The sequence below is a fragment of the Pseudomonas eucalypticola genome, assembly GCF_013374995.1.
Lineage (GTDB): Bacteria > Pseudomonadota > Gammaproteobacteria > Pseudomonadales > Pseudomonadaceae > Aquipseudomonas > Aquipseudomonas eucalypticola.
Genome location: NZ_CP056030.1, coordinates 87,509 through 101,513 on the forward strand (window position 1 = coordinate 87,509; position 14,005 = coordinate 101,513).

General features: G+C 62.9%; 13 protein-coding genes. 7 read left to right on the forward strand and 6 right to left on the reverse strand.

What is annotated here, in order from left to right; translation table 11 throughout:
- Nucleotides 1–55 precede the first annotated feature (55 nt).
- Nucleotides 56–1,675 carry an EAL domain-containing protein gene (locus HWQ56_RS00450; RefSeq protein WP_176569514.1) on the forward strand — a complete coding sequence of 540 codons (1,620 nt, stop codon included), beginning with the start codon at nt 56–58 and terminating at the stop codon, nt 1,673–1,675.
- 56 nt (nt 1,676–1,731) lie between these two features.
- Here the strand turns inward: HWQ56_RS00450 and HWQ56_RS00455 are convergent, their stop codons facing one another.
- On the reverse strand, nt 1,732–3,516 hold the full coding sequence (locus HWQ56_RS00455; RefSeq protein ID WP_158153090.1) for a KinB sensor domain-containing domain: 1,785 nt from the start codon (nt 3,514–3,516) through the stop codon (nt 1,732–1,734).
- Nucleotides 3,513–4,859 carry a sigma-54-dependent response regulator transcription factor AlgB gene (algB, locus tag HWQ56_RS00460; RefSeq protein WP_158153091.1) on the reverse strand — a complete coding sequence of 449 codons (1,347 nt, stop codon included), beginning with the start codon at nt 4,857–4,859 and terminating at the stop codon, nt 3,513–3,515. The genes HWQ56_RS00455 and algB overlap by 4 nt, the downstream gene beginning before the upstream one ends.
- A 211-nt stretch (nt 4,860–5,070) precedes the next feature.
- Between algB and HWQ56_RS00465 the strand changes: the two genes are divergently transcribed.
- The 6 genes from HWQ56_RS00465 (at nt 5,071) to HWQ56_RS00490 (ending at nt 10,536) form a co-directional block, all read left to right on the forward strand.
- On the forward strand, nt 5,071–5,922 hold the full coding sequence (locus HWQ56_RS00465) for a BON domain-containing protein (RefSeq protein WP_158153092.1): 852 nt from the start codon (nt 5,071–5,073) through the stop codon (nt 5,920–5,922).
- A 181-nt stretch (nt 5,923–6,103) separates the two neighbouring features.
- Nucleotides 6,104–6,385: a hypothetical protein gene (locus HWQ56_RS00470; RefSeq protein ID WP_158153093.1), complete on the forward strand. Its 282-nt coding sequence runs from the start codon at nt 6,104–6,106 to the stop codon at nt 6,383–6,385.
- Nucleotides 6,386–6,454: 69 nt separating this feature from the next.
- Entirely contained in the window at nt 6,455–6,619 is a 165-nt protein-coding gene (locus HWQ56_RS00475) for a DUF1328 domain-containing protein (RefSeq protein WP_008367262.1), read from the forward strand.
- A gap of 2 nt (nt 6,620–6,621) precedes the next feature.
- Nucleotides 6,622–7,092 (forward strand): inhibitor of vertebrate lysozyme family protein, encoded by a 471-nt coding sequence (locus tag HWQ56_RS00480; protein WP_176569515.1) that lies wholly within the window; start codon nt 6,622–6,624, stop codon nt 7,090–7,092.
- 764 nt (nt 7,093–7,856) lie between these two features.
- Nucleotides 7,857–9,185, forward strand: a complete 1,329-nt coding sequence (gene gltP, locus HWQ56_RS00485) for a glutamate/aspartate:proton symporter GltP (RefSeq protein WP_158153095.1) — start codon at nt 7,857–7,859, stop codon at nt 9,183–9,185.
- 109 nt (nt 9,186–9,294) lie between these two features.
- Complete coding sequence (locus HWQ56_RS00490) at nt 9,295–10,536, forward strand: nucleoside recognition domain-containing protein (protein WP_176569516.1); 1,242 nt, start codon at nt 9,295–9,297, stop codon at nt 10,534–10,536.
- Here the strand turns inward: HWQ56_RS00490 and HWQ56_RS00495 are convergent.
- From HWQ56_RS00495 to HWQ56_RS00510, 4 genes are read right to left on the reverse strand one after another with little or no spacing between them, the layout of a single operon-like run.
- Nucleotides 10,506–11,132: an ABC-type transport auxiliary lipoprotein family protein gene (locus HWQ56_RS00495; protein ID WP_176569517.1), complete on the reverse strand. Its 627-nt coding sequence runs from the start codon at nt 11,130–11,132 to the stop codon at nt 10,506–10,508. The two genes, HWQ56_RS00490 and HWQ56_RS00495, sit on opposite strands and share 31 nt — an antisense overlap.
- Complete coding sequence (locus HWQ56_RS00500) at nt 11,129–12,046, reverse strand: MlaD family protein (RefSeq protein WP_158153098.1); 918 nt, start codon at nt 12,044–12,046, stop codon at nt 11,129–11,131. Before HWQ56_RS00500 ends, HWQ56_RS00495 begins: the two co-directional genes overlap by 4 nt.
- 1 nt (nt 12,047) lies before the next feature.
- Nucleotides 12,048–12,824: an ABC transporter ATP-binding protein gene (locus tag HWQ56_RS00505; RefSeq protein ID WP_176572313.1), complete on the reverse strand. Its 777-nt coding sequence runs from the start codon at nt 12,822–12,824 to the stop codon at nt 12,048–12,050.
- A gap of 23 nt (nt 12,825–12,847) precedes the next feature.
- On the reverse strand, nt 12,848–13,993 hold the full coding sequence (locus HWQ56_RS00510) for an ABC transporter permease (RefSeq protein WP_158153100.1): 1,146 nt from the start codon (nt 13,991–13,993) through the stop codon (nt 12,848–12,850).
- Nucleotides 13,994–14,005 lie beyond the last annotated feature (12 nt).

A 14,005-nucleotide genomic window follows, 5' to 3' on the forward strand; every position in this document is an offset into this window, starting at 1 on the left:
AGGCTAAATCCGCGCCAGTTGCTATACCTCTTGGTAAGCAACTGGATTTCTGCCCATGTCCCCCGCCTTCGTGCGTTTTCGCAGCGTTTTGTATCGCCCTTGGCTATTGGCGACAATAGCCGCCTTGGCGTGCGCGGCATTGCTGCTCAGCGCCAGCCTGGGGCTGATCATGCACCAGGTCCAGCAAACCGAAATCGAACAGATGAACGCCCGCGGCGAGCGCTTTCTTGAACGGCTGGAGCAGATATTCGGCCAGTTGCGCGAAAGCGTCGATGAGCTCGACGAGCAAACCGTGCGCGGCTGCGGCCCGCAGATGCTTGCCGTGCTGCAGCAGGTGGGGTTCGATAACCGCTTCGTCTACGACGCCGCCTACAGCGACGGTATAGAACACTGTTCCAGCCGCCCCAGCGAGCAGAATGCCGATGCGCTCCGGGCCCCCGACATCAAGGGGCCTACTTATAGCTACTGGCTGAACACCAGCACCCAGCCCGATGACAACCTGGCGGCGCTGCGCCTGGCGCGCGGTTCATTCACGGTTTCAACGTCCCGCGGCCACCTGACCGACGTTGTCGACCTGGCGCCCGGCGGCAGCCTGCTGGTGGTGCTGGACAAAGGCACGCGGGCCATCCCCGTGCTGGGCCCGGTTCAAGCCTGGCCGCCCAGCGCCGACTGGCCCCCACCCGCGCAGCAGCCTTTGGTGGTCACTCATGACTCGTTGATCTACCGCATGTTCACCAAGTCCCCGGATTACCAACTGGTGCTGATCTCACCACGTACCAGCGTGTTACCGAAGATGAACCAGGCGTTGTGGGCGCTGTTCCCGGCCAGCCTGCTGCTGTCATGGTGCGTGGGCTGGATCGTGCTCCAGCAGATACGCGAGCGCCGTTCCATGAGCGCCGAACTGCAAGGCGCGCTGCGCCGCGGCGAATTGAAAGTGCTGTACCAACCCATTTTCGACCTGAACAGCCGACGATGCGTGGGCGCAGAGGCACTGGTGCGCTGGCGGCGCCCCGATGGCACCCTTACCAGCCCCGATCTGTTTATCCCCATGGCGGAAAACACTGGCCAGATTCGCGAGATCACCGACTTTGTCCTGCAGCAGTTGCTGGAGCAACTGGGCCAGCTGCTTCGCGCCAACCCCCATCTGTATATCTCGGTGAACCTGGCCGCCTGCGACGTCATGGTGCCGCGCATCGGCCGCGTGGTCGCGCGGTTGCTGGACCAGTACCGGGTGGCCGCGCACCAGATCGCCTTCGAGGTGACCGAGCGCGGACTGATCGATGTCGTGGTGGCCCGCGACAACCTGCAGGCCTTGCGTGACGTGGGCCACCAGGTGCTGATCGACGATTTTGGCACCGGCTATTGCAGCCTGGCCTATTTGCAGACCTTGCCTGTGGATTGCCTGAAGATCGATAAAGCGTTCATCGATGCGTTGGGCCATGATGCCGCCAGCAGTGGCGTGGCCCCCCATATCATCCGCATGGCTCACGCTCTGCAACTGCGGGTGATTGCCGAGGGCATCGAGTTCGAGGCCCAGGCCTTGCTGCTCAGCAGCGAAGGGGTGAACTACGGTCAGGGCTGGCTGTTCGCCCACCCGCTCAATGCTCGGCAGTTCAGTGAACTGGTGACCCGCGGCCGGCGGATGATTGGCCGGCGAATGGATGACGAGGCCTGAGCAAGCACCAAGGCGCCCCAAAAGGACAGCGATAGCCCTATCGGGGCAAGTTCACGTCAAAGCGGCAGGGTCATGTAGAACTGGGTACCCTGCCCCGGTCGCGAATACACCCCCATGCGCCCGCCGTGCAGTTGCACGATTTCCTTGCACAAGGCCAGCCCCAGCCCGGCGCCGCCTTTCTTGCGGCCAACCTGCACGAACGGCTCGAAGATCCGCCCCTGCTGGCCGTAGGCAATGCCTTCACCGTTATCTTCAACGCTGATGATGACCCGCTCGGCGTGGCGCCGGGCCTGCAAGCGAATGCGACCGTTGTGCGGCGTGTGGCGCAGTGCGTTGTCCAGCAGGTTGTCGAGCACGCGGTCCAGCTGTGCCTGGTCGGCGTGCAGGCGCGGCAAGGCGTCCTGTTGTTCGATGACCACCTGGATATCATTCTCGTGCGCCTGGTCATCGAAGCGTTGCCGCGCCCGTTGCAGTAAATCGTCGATGGCACAGGGGGCCAGGGTGAGTTTTTGCAGGCCATTCTGGTAGCGGGAAAAATTCAGCAGATCGTTGATCAACTGCATCAACCGCTGCATTTCTTCCTTGACCGTGTCGAACAGGTCGGCTTCGCGCGAGTCCGGGGCGAAATGCACGCGCTCCTGCAACAGCCCGAAGGCCATGTGCATGCCGGTGACCGGGGTGCGCAACTCATGGGAAGCGCGCAGCACGAACTCGCTGCGCACGCGTTCGAAGGCCCGCTGCTCGGTGACGTCATGCAGCACCATCACCGCCCCGAGGATATGGCCCTCCGTATGGGTTACCGGTGTCAGGCTGTATGCCAGCAGCCGGGTTTCACCGTCCAGGTCGAAGCTCAGGTCTTCCAGCGCCCGCTCCAGGCTGCCGCCACGCAGGATCAGCGCCAGCTGCTCGTCCAGCTCGGGGCGTTGCAACGCCTCGCCCAGGCCCATGCCCACCCGATCGTCCTCCCAGCCCAGCTGACGCTGGGCCACGGGGTTGAGGTGCTCCAGGCGGCCCTGGCGGTCGATCATCAACAGCCCGTCATCAATGCTGTCGAGCACCGCCTGTAAACGCTGCTGGCCGGCCAGCAGTTCGTCCACGTTGGTTTCCTGGTGCTTGCGCAATACTTCGGCCATGGTGCCGAACCGTTGCGTCAGCTGCGTCAGTTCCGCAGCGCTGGACTGGGGCAGTTCCACCTCGAAATTGCCTTGGCTGATATTGTCGGCCGCGGTCGCCAGTGCTTCGATGGGTTCGCCGAAGCGCCGGGCAATACTGTGGGCGGTGAAAAAGCCGATCAGCAGTACCGCCAGCCCTACCAGGCCCAGCAACGCGGACACCAGCACGGCACGCTGGTGGGTGGTTTCCTGGGCGGCGTTGATATTGTCCAGCGCCTTCTTGTGCGCGTCGATCAGGCCGTTGCGCAGCACGTTGAACGCATCGCTCAGCGGCGGGTTGTCACTGATGTTGCCCGGTGCCGAGTTGGCCCGGTACACCGACAGGAATTTCTGGTAGTCCATGGCCGTCTGGGCAAAGCCAGGCGGGTCATCGTGGCCCTGCTCATGGGCAAGGCCCTGGCTGATCAGGTCCTGGAATTCCTGCTGGGCTTCATCCAGTGCCGCCTTGTCGGGCCGGTCGTTGAGCAGCATCACCAGCTGGTCGCCCAGGTTCTGGCGCAATTTCAGGCCCAGGTCCAGGGAGACGAAGTTGTGATGAATGGTCCCTTCCTGCGTCTTGACCAGTTGCATGACACTGACCAAGCCCAGCGCCAACCCTAGCAGCGCCACGGTGATCAGCGCCGAGAAGCTGAGAAACAGCCGGGTTCGCAACTTCATCGGCAACCTCACAGGTTGTACTGTTTGCGTTTGCGGTAGAGCGTGGAGGCGTCGATGCCCAAGGTCTTGGCCGCCTGGTCCAGCGTATCGCTGGTAGCCAGCACGGCGCCGATGTGGGCTTTTTCCAGCTCATCCAGGCTCAGGGCCGCGCCAATGCGCGGCGCATTGTTGGTCGGCTGCTCAGCCATGCCCAGGTGGCTGACCTCCACACGTTCCTGGGCACAGATGATGCTGGCGCGCTCCACTACGTTGCGCAGTTCGCGAATGTTGCCAGGCCAGCGGTAATTCAGCAGCGCGGCGCGGGCTTCCTCACTGAAGGCCCTGGCGGGGCGCGCGTATTCCTTGACGAAGCGCGCCAGGAAGCGGTCGGCCAGGATCAGGATGTCCTCGCTGCGCTCGCGCAGGGGCGGCAGGTGCAAGGTGATGACGTTCAGGCGGTACAGCAGGTCTTCGCGGAAACGACCCTCGCGCACCATGTCCTCCAGGTTGAGGTTGGTGGCCGCCAGAATGCGCACGTCTGCCCGGCGGGTAACCGGGTCGCCGACCCGCTCGTATTCCTTGTCCTGAATGAAACGCAGCAGTTTGGGTTGCAGTGTCAGGGGGAAGTCGCCGATCTCGTCGAGGAACAGCGTACCGCCGTCCGCCTGGTTGACCCGCCCCAGGGTGCTCTCGCTGGCGCCGGTGAACGCGCCCCGGCTGTGGCCGAACAGCTCGCTCTCCATCAGCTCGGCCGTCAGCGAGGGGCAGTTGATCGTCACGCAGGCTTTCTTGGAGCGCTTGCTCCAGCCATGGATGGCACGGGCCAGCTCGCCTTTACCGGTGCCCGATTCGCCCAGGATAAGAATGTTGGCGTCCGTGCTCGCTACCTGCCGTGCTGTTTCCAGCACCACCATCATCGCCGGGCTATGAGAGTCCAGGCCGTCCTTGGGTTTGCGCACTTCGCCTTCCAGCGCTTCCAGGCGCGCGGACAGCTGGCGTACTTCCAATTGTTTGGCAGTGGCCAGGCGCAACTGGTCGGGACTGCAAGGTTTGACCAGGTAATCGGCGGCGCCCGCCTGAATCGCGTCCACGGCCGTGTCCACCGCCGAGTGCGCAGTGACGATGACCACCCGCATCCAGGGCGCCTGGATGCGCATCTGCGCCAATACGTCGAGGCCGTTGTCCTCGCCCAGGCGCAGGTCCAGGAAACACAGGTCGAACACCTGGCGCTGCAACAGTGCATCGGCCTGAGCCGCGCTGTTGGCGGTGGCGACGCTATAGCCTTCGTCTTCCAGGCAATATCGGAAGGTGCGAAGGATGGCGGACTCGTCGTCCACCAACAGGATTCGGCCTTGATGCCCCGTGCCAGCTTCCATTTTTCCTACGCTCCTTAAAGAATGATCTTGGTTAGTCTCAGAATAATCGGGCAAGTTGCATGGTCAATTCTGATTGATTCGGCGACCTGCATGGTAACTATCTGTTGCTAACGGCGCTAACCCGCTGTTTTTGCCTGCGAAAACAGCTTTCCACCGCCTGGCACGGTGGTTGCGACAGTCCCTGGAATGTCTGTTTCACGGGAGTCTCTTTATGTTTGCCCTCAAACGCCTCGCCCTCGCCTGTTCCCTGAGCGCGCTGCTCGCCCCTGCACTGGCCCAGGCTGCGACCCTGGACACCGCGCAAGTCAGCAGCCAACTGCAGGCGGCTCGTCAGGAAGGTTCGATCTGGACTGCCTTCGCCCTCAATCGTCATTTGAGCCCGTTCAAGATCGACGTTGCGGTCGCGCAAGGGGTTGCGACCCTCAAGGGCCGGGTGGAAAACGACGTGGATCGCGACCTGGCCGAACAGATCGCGCTGCAGACGTCAGGTATTACCAAGGTCGACAACCAGCTCACCGTTGACCCGGCCCTGGCCAACCAGCCCCCGGTGCATAAGAAGATTGCGCAACGCTTCGACGACGCCACGCTGACGGCCACTATCAAGTCCAAGCTGCTATGGAACAGCGCCACCCAGGCGCTGGACACCGAAGTCGACACCCAGGGCGGGGTGGTGACCCTCAAAGGCCATGCCCAGACCGCGGACGCCAAGCAGCTGGCCGGTGACCTGGCGCGCAATACGTCAGGGGTCACCGAGGTGAACAACCTCATCAGCCTGGGTGCCGCCGACACCGAGACCACCCGGGCCGAAGCGCAGGCCAAGACCACCGAGGACAGCCTCAGCGACGCCTGGGTCACTAGCAAGGTCAAGGCCAGCCTTCTATATAGCCGCAACCTGGATGGCATCAATATCAAGGTGGATACCAAGGGCGGCATGGTCACCCTTACAGGCGTCGTAGCCAGCACCCAGGAAAAGACCGAGGCCGTGGACATCGCCCGCAACATTCGCGGTGTGCGTGGTGTGGATGCGGATCTGCTCAAGGTCGCGGGGAAAACCAGCGCCTGATGCCCGTCGTGCAAAACGCCCGAGCAACCAGTACCCATCGTGCAGGTTGCTCGCCAAACACCGTCGCGCTAATCGCTCAAACCCCTGATTTTGTTACCTTTTCTTGTAGGAAATTTCTGGCACGAGGTCTGCAATAGTCTTGTCAGGCAGAGTCGATCACCCGCACAAGAGGAGTTACCAGATGAGAAGCCAATGTCTGACCCATTTGCCAATCTCTTCCAAGCAGATCCAACAGGGTCTGTCGGTCACTCTTGCGCTGATGATCACTCTGCTTGCCGGCCAGGCTTTCGAGCACTGGCACCAAGGCCGCCTGGCAGCCCAGGCGCAAGCGCGCCCTGCCGTCAGCTACCAGCATTTCAATGCCGTCAGCTCCATCGGCAAGCCTATGGTCCAAGGCCAGGCCCAGTTGCAGCGGGCCGAGAGCAGTGACCAGGGCGTTCGCCAGCAGAGCTGGGTGTTCTAGATCACGCCTCGCCTCGCGCGGGAACTGCAGTACGCAGCACCTCATTTCAAAACGGTAAGGAGAGTCACCATGTTGAGTTGGGCAGTCACATTCCTGATTATCGCCATCATCGCCGCTGTGCTGGGCTTCGGTGGTATCGCTGGCGCTGCTACCGGGATCGCCAAGATCCTGTTCATCGTCTTCCTGGTGCTGTTCGTGGCCTCGTTCTTCTTTGGCCGTCGCGGTCGGGGCTGACCATGAACAGTGTGACCTTCAAGGCTGTCGCCGTGGCCCTGCTCTTGGGTTGCGGCGCCACGGCGATGGCGGCCAATGACGGCCAGGTGCGGGTCAACGGGCTGCTCAGCAGTGACCCGCAATATCGCGAGACATGGCAGGGCGTGGTCAAGAAAGAGGAGCGCGTACCCGACTGGGTGCTGAACCTCACTGGCGAGTCCGAGCAACAGATGTCGGCTGTAGAAGAAGATGGAGACAAGTACCTTGTGGGCCCGCTGTGCGAAAGCCAGCAGGTCTGCTTGAACCATCGGCTGATTGTTGCCTTCAGCTGGAACAAGAAGCACGCGTACGGCATGTTGGTGGATGTGCCCGAAGGCCTGCCCTCGGACAAGTCGCCAACCCGCCATGCGACCTATCGGTGGCTGGGTAAGCCTGACTCAGGCATGCAGGGGCTGTTGATGGAAGAGTTGAAGAAAGACCCGAAATGGTACTAATGCTGTCTTTTTACAGAAGCTGAACCTTTTCAATGATTTAGCTTCTATAACCTGCGCCCGCCCGAGGAGGGCCGACGCATGACCAAGGGGCCGGGCCGTTTTGATCGCTGTTTGATCGGAGTGGCCTAGGGGTACAGGGAGTACCTCCGACGAGGGCCGGGTCAGGAGAAAGCTGCGACGGAAGTCCCTGCGCCAGCAATGGCCGGACTTCCGGAGGGCTTGAACCTGGGCTGACAATGCCGGGCATTGAAGAAAGAACCGCCAGTGACTGATTCGGCGGTTTTTTTGCATCTGGTCGGCCATGGCGCCGGTGAGCCCTGGACTATTTGTCGCAGCGACGCTGACCGTACATCGCGATTTTTCTCCCTGCGGCCATACCACTTTCCTTCGAAACCCGCGTTCGGATTGTCGAACAATTCGTTCGAAGGCACCCTGATTCCGGGGGCAAAGCGGTTGTGCCTTACCGTTGCGGGTGCTTTCGAGAATCCGAACGAGTGCGGCGCAACCCGTTGTGACGCCCGTTTGTGACAAAAAACCTCATGCCGATTCGGCATGGGGTAGGCGTTTACGGCATTAGACGTCAGCGGCCCGCATGGGAATAGTTGCGCCTTTTTTCGCTGGCAAGCGCCTTCGTGGCGGTTGCCCGAAACCTTCTACGGGGGGCATCCGCACACCTGCCTGATGAGCTTGCAAAGGCTCAAGCCTGCGGGTTCTGGCGGAGCTGACGCAGATGTCCCGGATTCACTTGAAGCAAGGGTAATAATATGAAGAAGGCAAAACTCAGCCTCGCCTGGCAGATCCTCATCGGTCTGGTCCTAGGCATTGCACTCGGTGCGCTGCTCAACCATTTCAGTGCCGAAAAAGCCTGGTGGATCAGTAACGTCCTGCAACCGGCTGGTGACATCTTCATTCGCCTGATCAAGATGATCGTCATCCCGATCGTGATTTCTTCACTGGTCGTGGGTATCGCCGGGGTCGGCGACGCGAAGAAGCTGGGGCGCATTGGCCTCAAGACCATCCTGTACTTCGAAGTAGTGACCACCATCGCTATCGTTGTCGGGCTGCTGCTGGCTAACGTATTCCACCCCGGCGTGGGTATCGACATGAGCACCCTGGGGACCGTGGACATCTCGCAGTACGAGAAGACCACGTCCGAGGTACAGCATGACCACGCCTTCATCGCGACCATTCTCAACCTGATCCCGTCGAACATCTTCGCCGCCATCGCTCGTGGCGACATGCTGCCGATCATCTTCTTCTCGGTGTTCTTCGGCCTGGGTCTGTCGAGCCTGCCAGGCGAGACCCGCGAGCCGTTGGTGAAGGTTTTCCAGGGTGTGTCGGAGACCATGTTCAAGGTCACCCACATGATCATGAACTACGCCCCGATTGGTGTATTCGCCCTGATCGCCGTGACCGTGGCCAACTTCGGCTTCGCCTCGCTGCTGCCGCTGGCCAAGCTGGTGATTCTGGTCTACGTCGCCATCCTGTTCTTCGCCATCGGCGTGCTGGGCCTGGTCGCCCGCCTGTTCGGCTTCTCGGTGTTCAAGCTGTTCCGCATCTTCAAGGATGAACTGGTACTGGCCTACTCCACCGCCAGCTCCGAGACCGTGCTGCCGCGCGTGATCGAGAAGATGGAAGCCTATGGTGCGCCGAAGGCCATCAGCAGTTTCGTGGTGCCGACCGGTTATTCGTTCAACCTTGACGGTTCGACGCTGTACCAGAGCATCGCCGCCATCTTCATCGCCCAGCTGTACGGCATTGACCTGTCGATCAGCCAGCAGGTGATGCTGGTGCTGACCCTGATGGTTACCTCCAAAGGTATCGCCGGCGTACCGGGTGTGTCCTTCGTCGTCCTGCTGGCTACCCTGGGCAGCGTGGGTATTCCCCTGGAAGGCCTGGCTTTCATCGCCGGTGTCGACCGCATCATGGACATGGCCCGTACGGCCCTGAACGTGATCGGCAACGCCCTGGCCGTGCTAGTCATCTCCCGTTGGGAAGGCATGTACGACGACGCCAAGGGCCAGCGCTACTGGAATTCGCTGCCGCACTGGCGCAGCAAGGAAGCCGCGGTAGGCAAGGCTGTTTCCGAGTAACCCGGACAGCCATAGACTGCGCGCTCCCACAAACCCCGACAAACGTCGGGGTTTGTCGTTTTCGGGCCCTGGCCGCTATCATTCGCGGCAACTTCTGGGGGTAATACTGATGCTCAACGGCCTATGGCTCGGCTTTTTCGTGGTGGCGGCGGTGTCTGCCATGGCCCAATGGCTGGTGGGTGGCAACAGCGGTATCTTCGCCGCCATGGTGGAAAGCATCTTCGCCATGGCCAAGCTTTCGGTCGAGGTCATGGTCCTGCTGTTCGGCACCCTGACCCTGTGGCTGGGCTTTCTGCGTATCGCCGAGAAGGCCGGTATCGTCGACTGGCTGGCCAAGGTACTGGGGCCGCTGTTCGCCCGCCTGATGCCCGAGGTGCCCCGCGGCCATCCGGCGCTGGGCCTGATTACCCTCAACTTCGCCGCCAACGCCCTGGGCCTGGACAACGCCGCCACGCCCATCGGCCTGAAAGCCATGCGCTCGCTGCAGGAACTCAACCCAAGCACCACCACCGCCAGCAACGCGCAAATCCTGTTCCTGGTATTGAACGCCTCGTCCCTGACCCTGCTGCCAGTGACCATCTTCATGTACCGCGCCCAGCAGGGCGCCATGGACCCTACCCTGGTGTTCCTGCCTATCCTGCTGGCCACCAGTGCGTCCACCCTGGTAGGTCTGCTGTCGGTGGCGGTGATGCAACGCTTGCGCCTGTGGGATCCGGTGGTGCTGGCTTACCTGGTGCCTGGCGCGCTGCTGCTGGGGGCATTCATGGCGTTACTGGCGGGCATGTCGGCGGCGGCCCTGGCCAGCCTGTCTTCGGTGCTAGGCAACCTGACGTTGTTCGGCCTGATCATGCTGTTCCTGGTGATCGGCGCGCTGCGCAAGGTCAAGGTGTACGAGACCTTCGTGGAGGGCGCCAAGGAAGGGTTCGACGTGGCGAAAAACCTGTTGCCCTACCTGGTGGCCATGTTGTGTGCCATTGGCGTGCTGCGTGCCTCGGGCGCACTGGAACTGGGCCTGGATGGTATCCGCCATGTGGTGCAGTGGCTGGGCCTGGACACCCGCTTCGTCGACGCCCTGCCCACCGCCATGGTCAAGCCATTCTCCGGCAGCGCCGCCCGCGCGATGCTGATCGAGACCATGCAGAGCAAAGGCGTGGACAGTTTCCCGGCGCTGGTGGCCGCGACCATTCAGGGCAGTACCGAAACCACCTTCTACGTGCTGGCCGTGTATTTCGGCGCCGTGGGCATCCAGCGCGCCCGCCACGCGGTGGGCTGCGCGCTGCTGGCGGAATTCTCGGGGGTGGTGGCGGCCATCGCCGTGTGCTACTGGTTCTTCGGCGCCACAGCGGCCTGAGCCAGGACCCACTCGATTACCTGGCCGGTGAGCCGGTCATTGGCCTGGCCGAAAGCGCTCACCACGCTGGGCACGGCGGTGCCCGCCACGGGCTGGGTAACCTCGAAGCGGTGGCTGGCAACAATGCGCTGGCTGCGGCCGTTTACCAGGCGCGCATCCAGGCGTACCCGCACGATCACGCCGTTGCTCGCATACTCGCTCTGGAATGCCTGCAGATCACCGCCTAATTCATAGTCGCCCTGGACTGTGCTGTCGTCGTTGCTCAGGCCACGCAGGCGGCCGTCCCGGCTGAAGCCGTCGAGCAGACGGTTGCGCAGCAACACCGGCGCCGGGTCGCTCCAGCGCGCACCCTTGTAGCTGCTGACCAGGTCGCCCTGGGGCAGCACAGCGATGCGCGGGCTGTTGAGGGCGTCACTGGCCTGGGGTTTGCCAATGCGCAGCGTCCAGGGCAGCCTGGGGCCGTCATGGGCAACCACAGGCTGGTCAGCCACCGGCAGGCGGTAGACGTTGGCCGGTTCCGCCTTGGGCAATATCGAGCAAGCCGGCAGCACAGCGCAGGCCAGCACCAGCAACGCACGGTGCACGGAAGTGATCATGGCTCGAACTCCTTGTCACGGTCACGGCCCAGCAAGTAGCCGCTGGGGTTGGCCTGCAGCCGCTGGCTGATGGCTTTGAGGGCGGTGAGCGTATCGCGCAGCTCACGGATGGCCGGTGCCAGCTGGTTCAAGCCCTGCAGGCCGCCATTGACCGCATCGTGGTTGTTGGCCAACAAGGTATCCAGGGCGGCGGCACTGTGCTGCAACGACTCCATGGCCTGCCTGGCGCTGTTGAGCGTCTGGCGGCCTTGCTGGTCAAGCAGGCCGTTGGCGGTCTTGAGGGTACCCGAGGCCTGCTGGCTGGCCTGGGCGATCTGACTGATCGCCAGGCGGATCGTGTCGCGTTGCTCGGCGACGGTACCGGTCACCTGTTCCACATGTGCCAGGGTTGCGCTGAAACGGTCGACGTTTTCGCTGGAGATCAACCGGTTGGCGTTCGACAGCAGCTGATTGACGCTGGCCATCAGGTCGTTGCTGTTGGTAAGCAGCCGTGCGATGGGCGACGGCGAGGCGATAATCATGGGCAGCGCGCCCTTCTCGCCCTTCAACGCCGGGCTTTGCGGGGTACCGCCGCTGAGCTGGATGATGGAGGTGCCTGTGATGCCGTTGAGCGCCAGTTTTGCCTGGGTGTCCTGCTTGATGGGCACGTCACTGGTCAGGCGGATGCGTGCCAGTACCCGGCGCGGGTCTTGCGGGTCCAGGCGCAGCAACACCACGTCACCCACCTTGATGCCGCTGTACTGCACCGAGCTGCCCCTGGACAGGCCAGTCACTGCTTCGTTGAATACCACCTCGTAGTCATCGAAGGCGCTGTCGACGCTGGACTTGGCCAACCACAGGCCAAACAGCAGGCCGCCCAGCACGATCAACACCGTGAACAGGCCGATCAGCACATGGTGCGCTCGGGTTTCCATCTCAGACCTCGTTCTGTACTGAAGCAGCCCGCCGCGCCGCCCGGCCACGGGGGCCGTGGAAGTATTCGTGTACCCAAGGGTCGCGGGTAGCGGCCACCTGGGCGATGGGTGCGGCTACCAGCACGCGTTTTTGCGACAACACGGCGACGCGGTCGGTGATGGTGTAGAGGGTGTCCAGGTCGTGGGTCACCAGGAACACGCTCAAACCCAGGGCGTCACGCAGGGTCAATATCAACTGATCGAAAGCGGCCGCGCCGATGGGGTCCAGCCCGGCGGTGGGCTCGTCGAGAAACAGGATGTCCGGGTCCAGCGCCAGGGCGCGCGCCAGTGCCGCGCGCTTGATCATGCCGCCGGAGAGGGACGCCGGGTATTTGTTGGCCGCTGACAGCGGCAGGCCAGCCAGGGCCAGCTTGACGCAGGCCAGGTGTTCGGCGTCGGCGCGGGTCAGGCCCGCATGTTCGATAAGGGGTAAAGCGATGTTTTCGGCAACAGTCAGGGAGGAGAACAGTGCGCCCTTCTGGAACAGCACGCCAAAGCGTCTTTCCAGCTGCGAACGGGCGGCCTCGTCAAGGCCAGCGAGGTTTTGCCCCAGCACCTGGACTGAACCTTCATCGGGCCGGCGCAGGCCGACGATGCTGCGCAGCAACACCGATTTACCGCTGCCCGACCCCCCGACCACGGCCAGGATCTCGCCGCGGTTCAGGTCCAGGTCCAGGTGTTCGTGCACGACCTGGCGGCCAAAGCGGTTGCCCAGGTCACGTACGCGAATCACCGGAATGTGGGGCGCTGCTACCGTCCAGTTCACCAACCCATCTCCATGAAAAACAACGCGGCCACTGCGTCGAGCACGATGACCACGAAGATCGACTGCACCACGCTGGAGGTGGTATGCGCACCCACCGACTCAGCGCTGCCGCTGACCTTGAAGCCTTCCAGGCAACCGATGGCGGCGATCAGAAAGGCGAACACCGGCGCTTTGACCAGGCCCACCAGAAAATGCTGCACGGCGATGTCGGTCTGTAGCTTGGACAGGAACATCGCCGGGGAAATCCCCAGTGACCACGCACAGACCACCCCGCCTCCGATGATGCCGCAGAGCATGGCCAGGAAGGTCAACGCCGGCAACGCCACCGTCAGCGCCAGTACCCGCGGTACCACCAGCAGCTCCACTGGGTCCAGGCCCAGGGTGCGCAGGGCATCGATCTCCTCGTTGGCCTTCATTGAACCGATTTGCGCGGTGAAGGCGCTGGCCGTTCGCCCTGCCATGAGGATAGCGGTCAGCAGCACGCCGAATTCGCGCAGAAAGGAAAAGCCCACCAGGTCGATGGTGAAGATGCTGGCGCCAAAGCGGGCCAAGACCGTGGCCCCGAGAAAGGCCACCACCGCGCCGACCAGGAACGTCAGCAGGGCGACGATGGGCGCGGCGTCCAGGCCGGTCTGCTCGATATGTGCGACCACGGCGGTGGTGCGCCAGCGCCGTGGGCGCAGCAGGCCCCGTGCCAGGGTCTCAAGGATAAGGCCGACGAAGCCCAGCAGTTGCAGGGTGTCTTGCCAGACCGTGTCGACGGCGGTACCGATGCGGCTGAGCAATTGCACGGCTGCGTTGAGTTCCGGCGGCCTGGCGGGCTCATGAAAGTCTTCCAGCGAGCGGTGCACGGTTTGCAGTAACGCGCGGCTGGAGCCTGGCAGGTGCACGGCGGTGTCGGCCAGCCGGCCAAGGCGTTCGGCGCCCAGCAGTTCCACCAGCAGCGAAGCGCCGGCGGTGTCGATGGCGCCCAGTTGGTCGAGGTCGATGGGGGTGGTGGCGTCGTACTGGCTGGCCAGGTGCTGGGTCAGGTGCCTGAGGCGTGCATAGTGAGGGAGTGTCCAGTCACCGCCGATACGCAGGCGCGGAGGCTGTGTGCTGGTGTCCAGATGGGCTTGGCCGCCGACTGCAAGCATAGTCATACCTCCGAGCTT

What these genes read in the sequence shown, in the direction of transcription:
- HWQ56_RS00450 (WP_176569514.1), top strand. Translation starts at nt 56, where the DNA reads ATGTCCCCCGCCTTCGTGCGTTTTCGCAGCGTTTTGTATCGCCCTTGG.
- algB (WP_158153091.1), bottom strand. Translation starts at nt 4,859, where the DNA reads ATGGAAGCTGGCACGGGGCATCAAGGCCGAATCCTGTTGGTGGACGAC.
- HWQ56_RS00465 (WP_158153092.1), top strand. Translation starts at nt 5,071, where the DNA reads ATGTTTGCCCTCAAACGCCTCGCCCTCGCCTGTTCCCTGAGCGCGCTG.
- HWQ56_RS00470 (WP_158153093.1), top strand. Translation starts at nt 6,104, where the DNA reads ATGAGAAGCCAATGTCTGACCCATTTGCCAATCTCTTCCAAGCAGATC.
- HWQ56_RS00475 (WP_008367262.1), top strand. Translation starts at nt 6,455, where the DNA reads ATGTTGAGTTGGGCAGTCACATTCCTGATTATCGCCATCATCGCCGCT.
- HWQ56_RS00480 (WP_176569515.1), top strand. Translation starts at nt 6,622, where the DNA reads ATGAACAGTGTGACCTTCAAGGCTGTCGCCGTGGCCCTGCTCTTGGGT.
- gltP (WP_158153095.1), top strand. Translation starts at nt 7,857, where the DNA reads ATGAAGAAGGCAAAACTCAGCCTCGCCTGGCAGATCCTCATCGGTCTG.
- HWQ56_RS00490 (WP_176569516.1), top strand. Translation starts at nt 9,295, where the DNA reads ATGCTCAACGGCCTATGGCTCGGCTTTTTCGTGGTGGCGGCGGTGTCT.
- HWQ56_RS00495 (WP_176569517.1), bottom strand. Translation starts at nt 11,132, where the DNA reads ATGATCACTTCCGTGCACCGTGCGTTGCTGGTGCTGGCCTGCGCTGTG.
- HWQ56_RS00500 (WP_158153098.1), bottom strand. Translation starts at nt 12,046, where the DNA reads ATGGAAACCCGAGCGCACCATGTGCTGATCGGCCTGTTCACGGTGTTG.
- HWQ56_RS00510 (WP_158153100.1), bottom strand. Translation starts at nt 13,993, where the DNA reads ATGACTATGCTTGCAGTCGGCGGCCAAGCCCATCTGGACACCAGCACA.